12 protein-coding genes and 4 tRNA genes are annotated in these 16599 nt (G+C 58.9%); 15 read left to right on the top strand and 1 reads right to left on the bottom strand.

Annotated elements, in window-relative coordinates; all coding sequences use genetic code 11:
• Positions 1 to 85 precede the first annotated feature (85 nt).
• The 15 genes from CAL20_RS00505 to rpoC all read left to right on the top strand — a co-directional run bounded on the left by CAL20_RS00505 (position 86) and on the right by rpoC (position 16039).
• Positions 86 to 1009, top strand: coding sequence for a ParB/RepB/Spo0J family partition protein (locus CAL20_RS00505; RefSeq protein ID WP_094823950.1), 924 nt, complete (start codon positions 86 to 88; stop codon positions 1007 to 1009).
• On the top strand, positions 1002 to 2006 hold the full coding sequence (locus CAL20_RS00500; protein ID WP_094836950.1) for an asparaginase: 1005 nt from the start codon (positions 1002 to 1004) through the stop codon (positions 2004 to 2006). The genes CAL20_RS00505 and CAL20_RS00500 overlap by 8 nt, the downstream gene beginning before the upstream one ends.
• 238 nt (positions 2007 to 2244) lie before the next feature.
• Positions 2245 to 2331, top strand: a tRNA-Tyr gene (locus CAL20_RS00495).
• Between the two features lie 119 nt (positions 2332 to 2450).
• A tRNA-Gly gene (locus CAL20_RS00490) sits at positions 2451 to 2524 on the top strand.
• Between the two features lie 4 nt (positions 2525 to 2528).
• Positions 2529 to 2603, top strand: a tRNA-Thr gene (locus CAL20_RS00485).
• A gap of 55 nt (positions 2604 to 2658) precedes the next feature.
• Positions 2659 to 3849, top strand: coding sequence for an elongation factor Tu (tuf, locus tag CAL20_RS00480; RefSeq protein ID WP_094823934.1), 1191 nt, complete (start codon positions 2659 to 2661; stop codon positions 3847 to 3849).
• A gap of 116 nt (positions 3850 to 3965) precedes the next feature.
• A tRNA-Trp gene (locus CAL20_RS00475) sits at positions 3966 to 4041 on the top strand.
• Between the two features lie 112 nt (positions 4042 to 4153).
• Positions 4154 to 4534 (top strand): preprotein translocase subunit SecE, encoded by a 381-nt coding sequence (secE, locus tag CAL20_RS00470; RefSeq protein ID WP_094823948.1) that lies wholly within the window; start codon positions 4154 to 4156, stop codon positions 4532 to 4534.
• 9 nt (positions 4535 to 4543) lie between these two features.
• Positions 4544 to 5077 carry a transcription termination/antitermination protein NusG gene (gene nusG, locus CAL20_RS00465; RefSeq protein ID WP_006389586.1) on the top strand — a complete coding sequence of 178 codons (534 nt, stop codon included), beginning with the start codon at positions 4544 to 4546 and terminating at the stop codon, positions 5075 to 5077.
• A 63-nt stretch (positions 5078 to 5140) separates the two neighbouring features.
• Positions 5141 to 5572, top strand: a complete 432-nt coding sequence (gene rplK, locus CAL20_RS00460; RefSeq protein ID WP_094823947.1) for a 50S ribosomal protein L11 — start codon at positions 5141 to 5143, stop codon at positions 5570 to 5572.
• A gap of 2 nt (positions 5573 to 5574) precedes the next feature.
• A complete protein-coding gene (gene rplA / locus CAL20_RS00455) occupies positions 5575 to 6270 on the top strand; it encodes a 50S ribosomal protein L1 (protein WP_094823946.1) in 696 nt (231 codons plus the stop codon).
• A 250-nt stretch (positions 6271 to 6520) separates the two neighbouring features.
• Complete coding sequence (rplJ, locus tag CAL20_RS00450; RefSeq protein WP_094823945.1) at positions 6521 to 7045, top strand: 50S ribosomal protein L10; 525 nt, start codon at positions 6521 to 6523, stop codon at positions 7043 to 7045.
• A 76-nt stretch (positions 7046 to 7121) separates the two neighbouring features.
• Positions 7122 to 7502 carry a 50S ribosomal protein L7/L12 gene (gene rplL / locus CAL20_RS00445; protein WP_094823944.1) on the top strand — a complete coding sequence of 127 codons (381 nt, stop codon included), beginning with the start codon at positions 7122 to 7124 and terminating at the stop codon, positions 7500 to 7502.
• Between the two features lie 165 nt (positions 7503 to 7667).
• Positions 7668 to 11780, top strand: coding sequence for a DNA-directed RNA polymerase subunit beta (rpoB, locus tag CAL20_RS00440; RefSeq protein WP_094823943.1), 4113 nt, complete (start codon positions 7668 to 7670; stop codon positions 11778 to 11780).
• Complete coding sequence (gene rpoC / locus CAL20_RS00435) at positions 11780 to 16039, top strand: DNA-directed RNA polymerase subunit beta' (protein ID WP_094823942.1); 4260 nt, start codon at positions 11780 to 11782, stop codon at positions 16037 to 16039. Before rpoB ends, rpoC begins: the two co-directional genes overlap by 1 nt.
• 107 nt (positions 16040 to 16146) lie before the next feature.
• On the opposite strand, the gene CAL20_RS00430 is transcribed toward rpoC, so the two are convergent.
• Positions 16147 to 16542 carry a TssQ family T6SS-associated lipoprotein gene (locus tag CAL20_RS00430; RefSeq protein WP_094823941.1) on the bottom strand — a complete coding sequence of 132 codons (396 nt, stop codon included), beginning with the start codon at positions 16540 to 16542 and terminating at the stop codon, positions 16147 to 16149.
• Positions 16543 to 16599: the final 57 nt, after the last annotated feature.

The following is a 16599-nucleotide window of genomic DNA, read 5'->3' as shown; positions in this document are numbered from 1 at the left end:
CAAGACATGCTTGAGCTTGCGCCATCTATGCAGCGTACAAGATATCCACAGCAGGCATAGCAAGTTGTAAAAAGGATTTTTCGACATGGCCACCAAAAAACCCAAAGGTCTGGGTCGCGGGCTGGACGCCCTGCTCGGCGCAGACGGGCCCGCGATCGATACCTTCGCCAAAAAGACGGCTGAAGCCGTCAAGCAGGTAGAGGGACCTCCGACGACATTGCTCGTTGGAAAAATGCGCGCGGGCAAGTATCAGCCGCGTACTCGCATGGACGAAGGCGCGTTGAACGAATTGGCTGAGTCCATTCGCACGCAAGGGATCATGCAACCCATTCTGGTGCGCGCACTCAACGACGATCCCGGGCATTACGAAATCATTGCGGGCGAGCGCCGTTTTCGTGCCGCGCAATTGGCGGGCTTGAAAGAGGTCCCGGTCCTGGTGCGCGAGGTCGCCGATGAAAACGCCGCCGTGATGGCGCTCATCGAAAACATTCAGCGCGAAGACCTCAACCCACTCGAAGAAGCCCACGGCGTACGCCGTTTGCTCGATGAGTTTGGTCTCACCCATGAGCAGGCTGCAACGGCTATCGGCCGTTCGCGTTCCGCGACCAGTAATTTGCTGCGCTTGCTGAACCTGGCCGCGCCGGTGCAAACCATGCTGTTGGCCGGCGACATTGATATGGGGCATGCTCGAGCGCTGTTGGCGGTCGAAGCCGCGATGCAGATTCAACTGGCCAACCTCATTATTGCCAAGCGCCTATCTGTACGAGAGGCCGAAAAACTCGTCGCGAAAGCCGCCAAAGATGTCGATGCCACCGCTCGAAAAAAAGGCAACGGCGCCTCGCGCGATGTGACGCGGCTCGAAGAAGCTCTCTCCGATCAGCTGGGTACGCGCGTCGCACTGAAAGTCGGGGCCCGTGAAAAAGGTCAACTCGTCATCGATTTTCATGGCTGGGAACACCTGAATTCCCTGCTGGAGCGTCAAGGGCTATCCGGAGTCCTGGATGCCTGACCGCCGGTTGCCGGTCATCGCGGTATTGGCGACGGGCGGGACGATCGCCGGCGCCCAGGCGGACACGGCTTCGCATGCCTATCAGGCTGGCGCTTTGGGGGTCGAGCGACTGTTAGACGCCGTGCCAGGCCTGGCTCAGTTGGCGGAGATACAGGCAGAGCAGGTTGCCAGCGTGGGCAGCCAGAATATGACCTATGCCGTCTGGGCCACACTGGCGCAGCGCATCGATTCCCTATGCCAGGACTCTTCTGTCGACGGTATCGTCGTGACTCACGGCACGGATACGCTAGAGGAAACCGCCTACTTTCTCAGTCTGGTGATTCGGCACGACAAGCCCTTGGTACTGGTCGGCGCAATGCGTCCCGCTACCGCGCCAGGCGCCGATGGACCTGCGAACCTGTTTCACGCGGTGGCCCTGGCTGGATGTGAAGCGGCGCGCGGGCGCGGGCCGCTGGTAGTGATGAACGAAGACATTCACTATGCGCGCGAGGTCCAAAAGGTTGCGTGTGCAGGGGTGAATGCCTTTGCCTCGCCGAATCGGGGCAGGGCGGGAATGATGCGCGGTACGCACGCTCAGTTTTTTTCCCGCAACGATACGGTGTACGGCACGGCGAGCGAGTTTTCGATTGAAATGCTCAATGCCGTGACTTGGCCTCGTGTCGACGTTGTCCATGCGGGTGTGGATATGGGCAGCGATCTAATCGACTTCCTCGCCACGAAAGCGCAAGGCCTGGTGTTGGCTGGCGTGGGCGATGGCAATGCGACCGACATAGCAATGCGAGCCTTACAGCGCGCTGCAGCTCAAGGTGTGGCCGTCGTCCGTGCGAGCCGAACGGGCACCGGCCGAGTGGGGCGCAACGTCGAGGTCGATGACGACGCTGCAGGTTTTATTGCTGCTGGCGAACTCAGCCCTCAGAAAGCTCGTATCCTGTTGATGCTGGGTTTGTTGGTTTCCGCAAATCCGACCGAGCTGCAAGCGTTTTTCGATCGGTACTGAGCCTGACGTGCGACAAGCGCCTCGGGCCAGCTCGTCCACCTCGCGGCATGCACAACGCTGGGATTCTCCTGGCGCCAGGCAATTCACAACGGATGGCCTGTGTCCGGACCCCGTCGCAGGGGCGCTTTTTTTTTTGCCTTCAGGCGGTCGGCGGCAAAAAAATTCTTGGATATACGAAAAAACCCTCGTCGCATTTGACTTTCAATTTAAAAGTGTCCATAATCTCAAGTTCTCCGCTGGAGGGGTGCCCGAGTGGTTAAAGGGGGCAGACTGTAAATCTGTTGGCCTTGCGCCTACATTGGTTCGAATCCAATCTCCTCCACCAGAGACCCATATTCTGAATCCAGGCGGGCTGCCTGGATTCTTGATGTAAAGCCCCGCTGTTTTGCGATTGATCGCGCGGCAGGGTGTAGCAAATGTGGGAAGAGTGGTGAAAGGTAGCCCGCGGGTGTAGCTCAATGGTAGAGCAGAAGCCTTCCAAGCTTACGACGAGGGTTCGATTCCCTTCACCCGCTCCAAGCTGCCCATGTGGCTCAGTGGTAGAGCACTCCCTTGGTAAGGGAGAGGTCACGCGTTCGATCCGCGTCATGGGCACCACAAATTTTTTCTTCTCTTCTTAGTCAGAAGCTTCAATCCAGGTCAGGAGTCAGCCATGGCAAAAGGCAAGTTTGAACGTACCAAGCCGCACGTGAACGTGGGTACGATTGGTCACGTTGACCACGGCAAAACGACGTTGACGGCGGCGATCACGACCGTGCTGTCGACGAAGTTCGGGGGCGAAGCCCGCGGCTACGACCAGATCGATGCGGCGCCGGAAGAGAAGGCGCGTGGTATCACGATCAACACGGCACACGTGGAATACGAGACGCAGAACCGTCACTATGCGCACGTTGACTGCCCGGGTCACGCCGACTACGTCAAGAACATGATTACGGGTGCGGCGCAGATGGACGGCGCGATCCTGGTGTGCTCGGCCGCTGACGGCCCGATGCCGCAGACGCGTGAGCACATTCTGCTGAGCCGCCAGGTAGGCGTGCCGTACATCATCGTGTTCCTGAACAAGGCCGACATGGTTGATGACGCCGAGCTGCTCGAGCTGGTGGAAATGGAAGTACGCGAGTTGCTGTCGAAGTACGACTTCCCGGGCGACGACACGCCGATCATCAAGGGTTCGGCCAAGCTGGCGCTCGAAGGCGACAAGGGCGAACTGGGCGAGCAAGCGATTTTGGCGTTGGCCGATGCGCTGGACACGTACATCCCGACGCCTGAGCGTGCGGTTGACGGTGCGTTCCTGATGCCTGTGGAAGACGTGTTCTCGATCTCGGGTCGTGGCACGGTGGTGACCGGTCGTGTTGAGCGCGGCATCATCAAGGTTGGCGAAGAAATCGAAATCGTGGGCATCAAGCCGACGGTGAAGACGACGTGCACGGGCGTGGAAATGTTCCGCAAGCTGCTGGACCAAGGTCAAGCGGGCGACAACGTGGGTATTCTGCTGCGCGGCACCAAGCGTGAAGACGTCGAGCGTGGCCAAGTGCTGGCCAAGCCGGGTTCGATCACGCCGCACACGGAGTTCACCGCCGAGGTGTACATTCTGTCCAAGGAAGAAGGTGGCCGTCACACGCCGTTCTTCAACGGCTATCGTCCGCAGTTCTACTTCCGTACGACGGACGTGACCGGCTCGATCGACCTGCCCAAGGACAAGGAAATGGTGTTGCCGGGCGACAACGTGTCGATGACCGTCAAGCTGCTGGCTCCGATCGCCATGGAAGAAGGTCTGCGCTTCGCTATCCGTGAAGGCGGCCGTACCGTCGGCGCAGGCGTCGTCGCCAAGATCATCGCCTAAGGTCCGCAGTAATCAGTACCGGGAAGCTGGCCCTTTTGGGCCCGCTTCCCATGTTTGTCAAAAAAGTAGTACTATGTATGGTTCCGCAAGTTGCCATGCATCACTCGCAAGAGTATAGGGGTATAGCTCAATTGGCAGAGCGTCGGTCTCCAAAACCGAAGGTTGTAGGTTCGATTCCTACTGCCCCTGCCACGTTTGCAGTCATTCGTGACCAACTTGGCCCTGTTTGTTTCAACCCCGCTCGCTCTTAAATTCGCCGGGAGATCACCGCCAGTCGCGCATTACGGCCGGCTCGCGTCGCAAAATGTCTAATACCAGCGTAGAAACCGTAACCAGTACCGCCGACCGCATCAAGCTTGGGTTGGCTGTTCTCGTTATCATTGCTGGCATCGTGGGCTTCTCGGTGCTGAGCGCACAGCCTATGGTCGCCCGTATCGGCGTATTTGTCGGGGGATTGGTGATCGCCGCTGTGATCGCCTGGTTCAGTGAGCCTGGTCGCCGCACCCTCAGTTTCGCCAGCGAGTCCTTCAACGAAGCCAAACGGGTTACCTGGCCTTCGCGCAAGGAAACCACCCAGATGACGGGCATCGTGTTTGCCTTTGTCGCGGTGATGGGGTTGTTGATGTGGGTGCTCGACAAGGGCATCGAATGGATACTCTACGGCCTGTTGCTGGGCTGGAAATAAGGACGCCAAATGAGTAAGCGCTGGTATGTCGTCCATGTGTATTCAGGCATGGAAAAAAGCGTCCACAAAGCCTTGAACGAGCGCATTGAGCGCGCAGGCTTGCAGACGTCGTTTGGTCGTATTTTGGTGCCTTCGGAAGAAGTCGTCGAAGTCAAAGGTGGTCAAAAATCGATCACTGAGCGTCGCATTTTCCCGGGCTATGTCCTGGTCGAGATGGACCTCACCGACGAAACCTGGCACTTGGTGAAGAACACCAACCGCGTCACCGGGTTTTTGGGTGGCTCGGGCAATCGTCCCACGCCGATTTCTGAAAAAGAAGTCGAAAAGATCCTCTCCCAGATGGAAGAGGGCGTCGAGAAACCCCGCCCCAAGATCCTGTTCGAGGTTGGCGAGATGGTTCGCGTGAAAGAAGGTCCGTTTGCAGACTTCAACGGCAACGTCGAAGAAGTCAACTACGAAAAGAGCAAAGTCCGTGTGTCCGTCACCATTTTTGGTCGCGCGACGCCCGTCGAACTCGATTTCAGCCAGGTCGAAAAGACCTGATTTTCAACCCCGGGGAGCCCGCCGCCAATGGCAGCAGGCGTTTGAACCCGTAAGGAGCAAAGCATGGCGAAGAAGATCGTCGGCTTTATCAAGCTGCAAGTCCCAGCTGGTAAGGCAAACCCCTCCCCCCCGATTGGCCCGGCTCTGGGTCAGCGTGGCCTGAACATCATGGAATTCTGCAAGGCGTTCAACGCCAAGACCCAAGGCATGGAGCCCGGTCTGCCGATTCCGGTGGTGATCACCGCTTTTGCGGACAAGAGCTTCACCTTCATCATGAAGACCCCGCCTGCGACGGTCCTCATCAAGAAGGCTGCTGGCATTCAAAAGGGTTCGTCCAAGCCGCATACCGACAAGGTCGGTACGCTGACGCGCGCCCAGGCTGAAGAAATCGCCAAGACCAAAGAACCCGATCTGACCGCGGCCGATCTGGAAGCCGCCGTTCGCACGATCGCTGGTAGCGCCCGCAGCATGGGCATCACGGTTGAAGGGGTCTAATCATGGCAAAACTGTCCAAACGCGCCGCTGCCATCGCTCAAAAGATCGATCGCACCAAGCTGTACCCGGTCAGCGAAGCTCTGGCCCTGGTCAAGGAAACCGCTACTGCCAAGTTCGATGAGTCCATCGACGTGGCTGTTCAATTGGGTATCGACCCGAAAAAATCGGACCAATTGGTGCGTGGTTCGGTCGTATTGCCCGCAGGCACCGGCAAGTCCGTGCGCGTCGCCGTGTTCGCCCAAGGCGACAAGGCCGAAGCAGCTCGCGCTGCTGGCGCTGACATCGTTGGCCTGGACGACCTGGCCGAGCGCATCAAGGGTGGCCAGATCGATTTCGACGTGGTCATCGCTTCGCCCGACACGATGCGTGTCGTGGGCGCCCTGGGCCAAGTCCTGGGTCCCCGTGGCTTGATGCCCAACCCCAAGGTCGGCACCGTGACGCCTGATGTCGCCACCGCCGTGAAGAACGCCAAGGCTGGTCAGGTTCAGTACCGTACCGACAAGGCTGGCATCATTCACGCCACCATCGGCCGCGCCTCGTTCGGCGTGGAACAGTTGCAAACCAACTTGGCCGCTCTGGTCGACGCCCTGCAAAAGGCTCGCCCCGCTGCTGCCAAGGGCATTTACCTGCGCAAGCTCGCCGTTTCGTCCACCATGGGCGGCGGTGCTCGCGTGGAAGTAGCTTCGCTCGCAGCCTAATCGCTGCTGGCATAACGTACTTTGGGCCGCATCCGGCATTTTGCTGGATGCTGCTGTCAAAGACCGCTGGAGCAGGACCGACAGCCGCATCGTCGATGTCCCGCTTAATCCCAGAACCTACGAGTCTGGATCCAGCGTAGACGGCGTCCCCAGGAAGATTTCTTTACCCGAAGAACTCAACCAGGCGCCGCATTCGGTTGACGCGTAAGGCCATAAGGCCCCAGGCGTCTTTTGATGGAGTGTTCAAACCGTGAGTCTCAATCGTCAAGAGAAAGCGGTAGTAATCGAGGAAGTCTCGGCTGCTGTTGCCAAGGCCCAATCGATTGTTATCGCCGAGTATCGTGGTCTGGACGTCGCCTCTGTCACCGTACTGCGCAAAACTGCGCGTGAATCGGGCGTTTACCTGCGTGTTCTGAAAAACACGCTGGCCCGTCGTGCTGTTACCGGCACGGCTTTCGAGCCGTTGTCCGAACAGCTGACCGGTCCGCTGATCTATGGCATCAGCGAAGATCCGGTAGCGGCGGCCAAGGTCCTCGCTGGTTTCGCGAAAAGCAACGACAAGCTGGTCATCAAGGCGGGCGCATTGCCCAACAACTTGCTGAACCAAGACGGCGTGAAGGCTTTGGCCACCATGCCTTCGCGCGAAGAGTTGCTCTCGAAACTGCTGGGCACCATGCAAGCCCCGATCGCGCAATTCGTGCGTACGCTCAACGAAGTTCCGACCAAGTTCGCCCGTGGCCTCGCCGCTGTGCGCGATCAAAAGGCGGCGGCGTAAGCCTCCCCTTACGGAATTCGCTGAACGACCGAGCGACAACCAACCTGGCATTTATCCAATTTTGGAGTTCTGAAAAATGGCACTTAACAAAGCTGAAATCCTTGACGCCATCGCTGGCATGACCGTGCTCGAACTGTCCGAGCTGATCAAGGAAATGGAAGAGAAGTTTGGCGTGTCGGCTGCTGCCGCCGCTGTGGCTGTGGCTGCTCCCGCTGCTGGTGGCGCTGCTGCTGCTGCTGAAGAGCAAACCGAATTCACCGTTGTGCTGGCTGAAGCCGGCGCCAACAAGGTGAGCGTCATCAAGGCCGTCCGTGAATTGACCGGCCTGGGTCTGAAGGAAGCCAAAGACCTGGTCGACGGCGCTCCGAAGCCCGTCAAGGAAGGCATTGCCAAGGCTGACGCCGAAGCTGCCAAGAAGAAGCTGGAAGAAGCTGGCGCCAAGGTCGAAGTCAAGTAAAACCTTGCGTCAACTGCCCGGGGACAGCGCAGTTTGCCGTCCCCGGGCTTTTGCGTTTCCAGGAAACCCCTGCTGGCAGGGTGCCCTTTACAGAGGGGTTTTCTGGAGTCGTATCACCTGGGGCCGTGGTTGACGGCCCATGCAACCCCTCGAGTCGGAGTGCTCATGCCTTACTCGTACACCGAAAAAAAGCGCATCCGCAAAAGCTTCGCTAAGCGTGAAGACGTTCAAAACGTTCCCTTTCTGCTGGCGACTCAGCTTCAATCCTACCTAACTTTTCTGCAGGCGGACACCGTTCCCTCTGAGCGAGACAACGACGGCCTGCAGGCGGCGTTCTCGTCGATTTTCCCGATTGTCAGCCATAACGGAATGGCGCGCTTGGAATTCGTCAGCTATGTGCTGGGCGAGCCGGTGTTCGACGTCAAGGAATGCCAACAGCGCGGTTTGACCTACGCTTCGCCGTTGCGTGCCAAGGTACGCCTGGTGCTGCTGGATCGCGAAGTCAGCAAACCAACGATCAAGGAAGTCAAAGAACAAGAAGTCTACATGGGCGAAATTCCGCTCATGACGGGCACGGGTTCTTTCGTCATCAACGGCACCGAGCGTGTCATCGTTTCGCAGCTGCACCGTTCGCCTGGCGTGTTCTTCGAACATGATCGCGGCAAGACCCACAGCTCCGGCAAGTTGCTGTTCTCGGCCCGCGTGATTCCTTACCGCGGCTCCTGGCTCGACTTCGAATTCGATCCGAAGGACATCCTGTTCTTCCGCGTCGACCGTCGCCGCAAGATGCCCGTGACGATTTTGCTCAAGGCCATCGGCATGACGCCGGAATCGATCCTGGCGCACTTCTTCGACTTTGACAATTTCGAGTTGAAGAGCGAAGGCGGCATGATTGAGTTCGTGCCCGAGCGTTGGAAAGGCGAGATGGCGCGCTTCGATATCACGAGCCGTGACGGCACCGTGATCGTCGAGAAAGACAAGCGCATCAATGCCAAGCATCTGCGCGATATGGCTGCCGCCGGCATCCAGCGCATTTCCGTGCCCGAAGAGTTTCTGTATGGCCGCGTACTGGCCAAGAACATCGTTGACGCCGACACCGGCGAGATCGTGGCACATGCCAACGACGAGATCACCGAAAGCGTGCTGAGCGCACTGCGTGCGGCCAACGTGCTGGATTTCCAGGCGTTGTACACCAACGACCTGGATCGTGGCCCGTACATCTCGCAAACGCTGCGCACCGACGAAACTGCCGACCAGATGGCTGCCCGCGTGGCCATCTACCGTATGATGCGTCCTGGCGAGCCTCCTACCGAGGACGCCGTCGAGGCCTTGTTCCAGCGCCTGTTCTACAGCGAAGAAACCTACGACCTGTCGCGCGTTGGCCGTATGAAGGTCAACAGCCGTCTGGGCCGTGGCGAGGACATCACCGGTCCCATGACGCTGACCAACGAAGACATTCTTGAAACCATCAAGGTGTTGGTTGAGTTGCGTAACGGCCGTGGCCAGATCGATGACATCGATCACTTGGGCAACCGCCGTGTGCGTTGCGTCGGCGAATTGGCCGAAAACCAATTCCGCGCCGGTCTGGTGCGTGTCGAGCGTGCCGTCAAGGAACGTCTGGGCCAGGCCGAGACCGAAAACCTGATGCCGCACGACCTGATCAACTCCAAGCCGATCTCGGCCGCCATCAAGGAGTTCTTCGGTTCGAGCCAGCTGTCGCAGTTCATGGACCAGACCAACCCCCTGTCGGAAATCACGCACAAGCGTCGTGTTTCCGCTCTGGGCCCGGGCGGTCTGACGCGCGAGCGCGCGGGCTTCGAAGTCCGTGACGTGCACCCCACGCACTATGGTCGTGTCTGCCCGATCGAAACGCCTGAAGGCCCGAACATCGGTCTGATCAATTCCATGGCGCTGTACGCTCGTCTGAACGAGTACGGCTTCCTGGAAACGCCTTATCGCAAGATCATCGACGGCAAGGTCAGCGACCAGATCGACTACTTGTCCGCCATCGAAGAAAGCAACTACGTGATCGCGCAGGCTAACGCCGCGCTGGATGACGAAGGCCGCTTCATCGATGACTTGGTGGCTTGCCGCGAAGCAGGCGAAACCATGTTGACGGCTCCTGCCAACGTGCACTACATGGACGTTGCGCCGTCGCAGATCGTGTCGGTCGCCGCATCGTTGATTCCGTTCCTGGAGCATGATGACGCCAACCGTGCACTGATGGGCGCCAACATGCAACGTCAGGCCGTGCCTTGCTTGCGTCCCGAAAAACCCGTGGTGGGTACCGGGATCGAGCGTACGGTGGCTGTCGACTCGGGCACGACCGTGCAGGCCCTGCGTGGCGGCGTGGTTGACCACGTTGACGCCGAGCGTGTCGTGATTCGCGTCAACGACGACGAAAACGTCGTTGGCGAAGTCGGTGTCGACATCTACAACCTGATCAAGTACACCCGTTCCAACCAGAACACCAACATCAACCAGCGTCCCATCGTGGCTCGAGGCGACAAGGTTGCCAAGGGTGACGTGCTGGCTGACGGCGCATCGACCGATCTGGGCGAATTGGCCCTGGGTCAGAACATGCTGATCGCGTTCATGCCCTGGAACGGCTACAACTTCGAAGACTCGATCTTGATCTCCGAAAAGGTCGTGGCAGACGATCGCTACACCTCGGTCCACATCGAGGAATTGACGGTTGTTGCGCGTGACACCAAGCTCGGACCTGAGGAAATCACCCGCGACATCAGCAACCTGGCCGAAACCCAGCTGAATCGCCTGGATGATTCCGGCATCGTTTACATCGGCGCCGAAGTCACGGCCGATGACGTGCTGGTCGGTAAAGTCACGCCCAAGGGCGAGACCCAACTGACGCCGGAAGAAAAACTGCTGCGCGCCATCTTTGGTGAAAAAGCGTCCGACGTGAAAGACACCTCGCTGCGCGTGCCCTCGGGCATGGTCGGCACGGTGATCGACGTCCAGGTGTTTACGCGTGAAGGCATCGTGCGCGACAAGCGCGCCCAGTCCATCATCGATGATGAATTGCGCCGTTATCGCCAAGACCTGAACGACCAGCTGCGCATCGTTGAAAACGACCAGTTCGACCGTATCGAAAAGCTGTTGATCGGCAAGACCGTCAACGGCGGTCCGCGCAAGCTCGCCAAGGGCGCCACCATCACCAAGGAATACTTGGCTGATCTGGACCGTTGGCAGTGGTTCGACATCCGTCTGGCCGACGAGCCTCACGCTGTCGTGCTGGAGCAGGCCAAAGAATCGCTCGAGCAAAAGCGCCATCAATTCGATCTGGCTTTCGAAGAAAAGCGCAAGAAGCTCACGCAAGGCGACGAGCTGCCCCCGGGCGTGCTCAAGATGATCAAGGTTTACCTGGCCGTCAAGCGTCGTCTGCAGCCTGGCGACAAGATGGCCGGCCGTCACGGTAACAAGGGTGTGGTCTCGCGTATCACCCCGGTCGAAGACATGCCGCACATGGCCGACGGTACGCCTGCCGACATCGTGCTGAACCCGCTGGGCGTGCCGTCCCGGATGAACGTCGGGCAGGTGCTCGAGGTTCACTTGGGCTGGGCTGCCAAGGGCGTGGGGCATCGCATTGCCGACATGCTGCGTGACGAGCGTACGGCTCAGGTGCAGAACGTGCGTGAATACCTGGACAAGGTGTACAACACCACCGGTACCAGCGCACACCTCGACACCTTGACCGACGACGAAATCATGGAGTTGGCGCGCAACCTCAAGAACGGCGTGCCGTTCGCGACGCCGGTGTTTGACGGCGCCACCGAGGAAGAAATCACCACGATGCTGGAATTGGCGTACCCCGATGAGGTTGCCAAACGCATGAAGCTGACGGATTCGCGCACTCAGGCATGGCTGTTCGACGGCCGTACCGGTGAGCAATTCGAGCGTCCGGTGACGGTGGGCTACATGCACTACCTGAAGCTGCACCACTTGGTCGACGACAAGATGCACGCGCGTTCGACCGGCCCGTACTCGCTGGTGACTCAGCAGCCGCTGGGTGGTAAGGCGCAGTTCGGTGGCCAGCGTTTCGGGGAAATGGAAGTGTGGGCGCTGGAAGCATACGGCGCCGCCTACACCCTGCAAGAAATGCTGACGGTGAAGTCCGACGACATCACGGGCCGCACCAAGGTATACGAAAACATCGTCAAGGGCGATCACGTCATCGATGCCGGTATGCCGGAATCGTTCAACGTGCTGGTCAAGGAAATCCGCTCGTTGGCCCTGGACATGGATTTGGAGCGTAACTAATGAAAGCGCTACTCGACCTATTCAAGCAAGTCTCGCAAGACGAGCAGTTTGATGCCATCAAGATCGGCATCGCGTCGCCCGAGAAAATCCGTTCGTGGTCTTACGGCGAAGTCCGTAAGCCCGAAACGATCAACTATCGTACGTTCAAGCCTGAGCGCGATGGCCTGTTCTGCTCGAAGATCTTTGGCCCGATCAAAGACTACGAATGCTTGTGCGGCAAGTACAAGCGTCTGAAGCATCGCGGCGTCATCTGCGAAAAGTGCGGCGTCGAAGTCACCGTGGCCAAAGTGCGCCGTGAGCGCATGGGTCACATCGAGCTGGCCAGCCCGGTTGCGCACATCTGGTTCCTGAAGAGCCTGCCGTCGCGCCTGGGTATGGTGCTCGACATGACGCTGCGCGACATCGAACGCGTGCTGTATTTCGAAGCCTGGTGCGTGATCGAACCTGGCATGACGCCGCTCAAGCGCGGTCAGATCATGTCGGACGATGACTTCCTGGCCAAGACCGAAGAATACGGTGATGACTTCAGCGCCCTGATGGGTGCGGAAGCTGTGCGCGAACTGCTGCGCACCATCGATATCGATCGCGAAGTCGAAACGTTGCGCGGCGAACTGAAGGCCACCAGCTCCGAAGCCAAGATCAAAAAGATCTCCAAGCGTCTGAAGGTCCTCGAGGGCTTCCAGAAGTCCGGCATCAAAGCCGAATGGATGGTCATGGAGGTCTTGCCGGTGCTGCCGCCGGATCTGCGTCCGCTGGTGCCGCTGGACGGCGGCCGTTTCGCGACCTCGGATCTGAATGATCTGTACCGCCGCGTCATCAACCGCAACAACCGTCTGAAGCGTTTGCTCGAGCTGAAGGCTCCGGAAATCATCCTGCGCAACGAAAAGCGCATGCTGCAAGAGGCCGTCGACTCGCTGCTCGATAACGGCCGTCGCGGCAAGGCCATGACCGGCGCCAACAAGCGCCAGCTGAAGTCGCTGGCCGACATGATCAAGGGTAAGAGCGGTCGCTTCCGTCAAAACCTGTTGGGTAAGCGCGTCGACTACTCGGGCCGTTCGGTCATCGTGGTGGGTCCGCAACTCAAGCTGCATCAATGCGGTCTGCCCAAGCTGATGGCATTGGAGCTGTTCAAACCCTTCATCTTCAATCGTCTGGAGATGATGGGCCTGGCCACGACCATCAAGGCTGCCAAGAAATTGGTCGAAAGCCAAGAACCCGTGGTGTGGGACATCCTCGAAGAAGTCATTCGCGAACACCCGGTCATGCTCAACCGTGCGCCGACGCTGCACCGTTTGGGTATTCAGGCGTTCGAGCCCGTGCTGATCGAAGGCAAGGCTATCCAATTGCACCCGTTGGTCTGCGCGGCGTTCAACGCTGACTTTGACGGTGACCAGATGGCTGTTCACGTGCCGCTGTCGCTGGAAGCCCAGCTCGAAGCGCGCACGCTCATGCTGGCTTCGAACAACGTGCTGTTCCCGGCTAACGGCGAACCGTCGATCGTGCCGTCGCAGGATATCGTGTTGGGTCTGTACTACACGACCCGCGAGCGTATCAACGGCAAGGGCGAAGGCATCTTCTTTACCGACGTGGCCGAAGTCCAACGTGCCTACGATAACGGCGAAGTCGAATTGCAGACGCGTATCACGGTGCGCCTGGTCGAACACGAACGTGATGACCAAGGCCAATTCCAACCGGTCGTGCGCCGTCACGAAACGACGGTCGGCCGCGCACTGTTGTCGGAAATCCTGCCCAAGGGTCTGCCCTTCACGGTGCTGAACAAGGCACTGAAGAAGAAAGAAATCTCGCGCCTGATCAACCAGTCGTTCCGCCGTTGCGGCCTGCGCGACACGGTGATCTTTGCCGACAAGCTGATGCAATCGGGTTTCCGCCTGGCTACGCGCGGCGGTATTTCCATCGCCATGGGCGACATGTTGATCCCCAAGGCCAAGGAAGGCATCCTGGCCGAAGCGAGCCGCGAAGTCAAAGAGATCGACAAGCAGTACTCGTCGGGTCTGGTGACGTCCCAAGAGCGCTACAACAACGTTGTGGACATCTGGGGCAAGGCCAGCGACAAGGTCGGCAAGGCGATGATGGAGCAACTGGCTACCGAACCCGTGATCAACCGTCACGGCGAAGAAGTCCGCCAGGAATCCTTCAACTCGATCTACATGATGGCCGACTCGGGCGCTCGCGGTTCGGCAGCCCAGATTCGCCAGTTGGCAGGGATGCGCGGCCTGATGGCCAAGCCGGACGGTTCGATTATCGAAACGCCGATTACTGCGAACTTCCGCGAAGGTCTGAACGTTCTGCAGTACTTCATCTCGACTCACGGTGCACGTAAAGGCTTGGCCGATACCGCACTGAAGACGGCAAACTCGGGTTACCTGACTCGCCGTCTGGTCGACGTGACGCAGGATCTGGTGATCACCGAAGAAGATTGCGGCACCAGCCAAGGCTATTCGATGAAAGCGTTGGTCGAGGGCGGTGAAGTCATCGAACCGTTGCGCGATCGTATCCTGGGGCGTGTTGCCGCGATTGACGTGGTCAACCCCGACACGCAGGAAACCGCGATCACGGCAGGCACGCTGCTGGACGAAGACCTGGTCGATCTGATCGATCGTATCGGTGTGGACGAAGTCAAGGTCCGCACGCCGCTGACCTGCGAAACGCGTCACGGTCTGTGCGCGCACTGCTACGGCCGCGATCTGGGCCGTGGTTCGCACGTCAACGTGGGCGAGGCAGTGGGCGTTATCGCTGCTCAGTCCATCGGTGAACCGGGCACGCAGCTCACGATGCGTACGTTCCACATCGGTGGTGCGGCATCGCGTTCGGCCCTGGCCAGCGCCGTCGAAACCAAGTCTAACGGTAAAGTCGGTTTCGCCAGCACCATGCGTTACGTCACCAACGCCAAGGGCGAGCGTGTGGCGATCTCGCGTTCCGGCGAATTGGCGATTTACGACGACAACGGTCGCGAGCGCGAACGTCACAAGATCCCGTACGGTGCAACCGTATTGGTGGGTGATGGCGAAGCTGTCAAGGCTGGTACCCGTCTGGCGACGTGGGATCCTCTGACGCGTCCGATCGTGTCCGAGTACGGCGGTGCCGTGCGCTTCGAGAACATCGAAGAAGGCGTTACCGTTGCCAAGCAGGTCGACGAAATCACAGGTCTGTCCACGCTGGTTGTGATCACGCCCAAGACGCGCGGCGGCAAAGTCGTCATGCGTCCGCAGATCAAGCTGGTCAACGACAATGGCGAAGACGTCAAGATCGCGGGTACCGATCACTCGGTGAACATTTCGTTCCCCGTGGGCGCGCTGATCACCGTGCGTGACGGTCAGCAGGTTGCCGTGGGTGAAGTGCTGGCGCGTATTCCCCAGGAATCGCAAAAGACTCGTGACATTACCGGCGGTCTGCCGCGTGTGGCCGAGCTCTTCGAAGCTCGTTCACCCAAGGATGCTGGTATGTTGGCCGATGTCACGGGTACCGTGTCGTTCGGTAAAGATACCAAGGGCAAGCAGCGTCTGGTCATTACCGACCTGGAAGGCGTCAGCCACGAGTTCCTGATTCCGAAGGAAAAACAGGTGCTGGTGCACGACGGCCAGGTGGTGAACAAGGGCGAAATGATCGTCGACGGCCCGGCCGATCCGCACGACATTCTGCGTCTGCAGGGTATCGAAAAGCTGGCGACTTACATCGTCGACGAAGTGCAGGACGTTTACCGTCTGCAGGGCGTGAAGATCAACGACAAGCACATCGAAGTGATTGTTCGTCAGATGCTGCGCCGTGTGAACATCGTTGATGCGGGCGACACCGAGTTCATCCCGGGCGAGCAAGTCGAGCGTTCCGAGCTCTTGAACGAGAATGACCGCGTCACCGCCGAAGACAAGCGTCCGGCTACGTATGACAACGTGCTGCTGGGTATCACCAAAGCCTCGCTGTCGACGGATTCGTTCATTTCGGCTGCATCGTTCCAGGAAACCACGCGTGTTCTGACCGAAGCCGCCATCATGGGCAAACGCGACGATCTGCGCGGTCTGAAGGAAAACGTCATTGTTGGCCGTCTGATCCCCGCAGGTACGGGTCTGGCTTACCACATTGCCCGCAAGGACAAGGAAGCTCTCGAAGCCGCCGAGCGCGAAGCCGCACGGCAGCAGGCGAATCCCTTCGAGGATGCGCCGGTTGCCGCTGAGGTGGGCGCGTCGGGCGATGCTTCCGATGCACCGCAGTCAGGTGCTGGTGACGAGAACTCCGCCGTCTAAGGGGGAATTTGGTACCAGCGAGCGTCAGCAGGTTAAATGCCTGCCGGCGCTCAAGCAAAAACGGCCGCTGAATGATCAGCGGCCGTTTTTGCTTTTACGCGGTCAAATTACTTGTTGAACCGAGCTTGGGCTGACGTAAAGACGGGGCCCCATTGCGGATGACCGGCTTCATTCGGAGCCAGCGTGAAATCTGAATCTATTTGCAAAATTCGTACGAAAGTTTCTTCGCAAAGCTGGGCATAATTGCGTACACAATAACTGAAGGCCTGTAATTTATACGCCTCAATGCGTAATGATTTAGGCGCCGTCGCAATATCGTCGGAAGTCGCTACGGTACGGATGACGGTGCCGTATTGGCCTGCGGAGTACTGTTGTTGAACCTGCGCTAACGCATCTTGAGCGGCCTGCGAAGGAGGACCTTCACTGAGTTTTCCCATCCCGGCACAACCGCCAAGAAGGGCCAGGATGCAAAGCGAAATGGGCAAGAAAGCACGAGTCTTCATGAACGATTAAGCCTATGCCGGTGTAAAGGGAACGTCACATCCTGTTCCGGGCGTATC

It is taken from the genome of Bordetella genomosp. 4, from assembly GCF_002261185.1.
In the GTDB taxonomy this organism is placed as follows: Bacteria; Pseudomonadota; Gammaproteobacteria; order Burkholderiales; family Burkholderiaceae_B; genus Bordetella_A.
The sequence above is the reverse complement of the archived record's forward strand: the minus strand, read 5'-3'. Positions and strand labels throughout refer to the sequence as shown.

Excerpts from the sequence above, each read along its gene's own strand:
- secE (WP_094823948.1), top strand. The coding sequence starts at position 4,154 with ATGTCTAATACCAGCGTAGAAACCGTAACCAGTACCGCCGACCGCATC.
- CAL20_RS00505 (WP_094823950.1), top strand. The coding sequence starts at position 86 with ATGGCCACCAAAAAACCCAAAGGTCTGGGTCGCGGGCTGGACGCCCTG.
- CAL20_RS00430 (WP_094823941.1), bottom strand. The coding sequence starts at position 16,542 with ATGAAGACTCGTGCTTTCTTGCCCATTTCGCTTTGCATCCTGGCCCTT.
- rpoB (WP_094823943.1), top strand. The coding sequence starts at position 7,668 with ATGCCTTACTCGTACACCGAAAAAAAGCGCATCCGCAAAAGCTTCGCT.
- rplL (WP_094823944.1), top strand. The coding sequence starts at position 7,122 with ATGGCACTTAACAAAGCTGAAATCCTTGACGCCATCGCTGGCATGACC.
- tuf (WP_094823934.1), top strand. The coding sequence starts at position 2,659 with ATGGCAAAAGGCAAGTTTGAACGTACCAAGCCGCACGTGAACGTGGGT.
- nusG (WP_006389586.1), top strand. The coding sequence starts at position 4,544 with ATGAGTAAGCGCTGGTATGTCGTCCATGTGTATTCAGGCATGGAAAAA.
- rplK (WP_094823947.1), top strand. The coding sequence starts at position 5,141 with ATGGCGAAGAAGATCGTCGGCTTTATCAAGCTGCAAGTCCCAGCTGGT.
- rplA (WP_094823946.1), top strand. The coding sequence starts at position 5,575 with ATGGCAAAACTGTCCAAACGCGCCGCTGCCATCGCTCAAAAGATCGAT.
- rpoC (WP_094823942.1), top strand. The coding sequence starts at position 11,780 with ATGAAAGCGCTACTCGACCTATTCAAGCAAGTCTCGCAAGACGAGCAG.
- CAL20_RS00500 (WP_094836950.1), top strand. The coding sequence starts at position 1,002 with ATGCCTGACCGCCGGTTGCCGGTCATCGCGGTATTGGCGACGGGCGGG.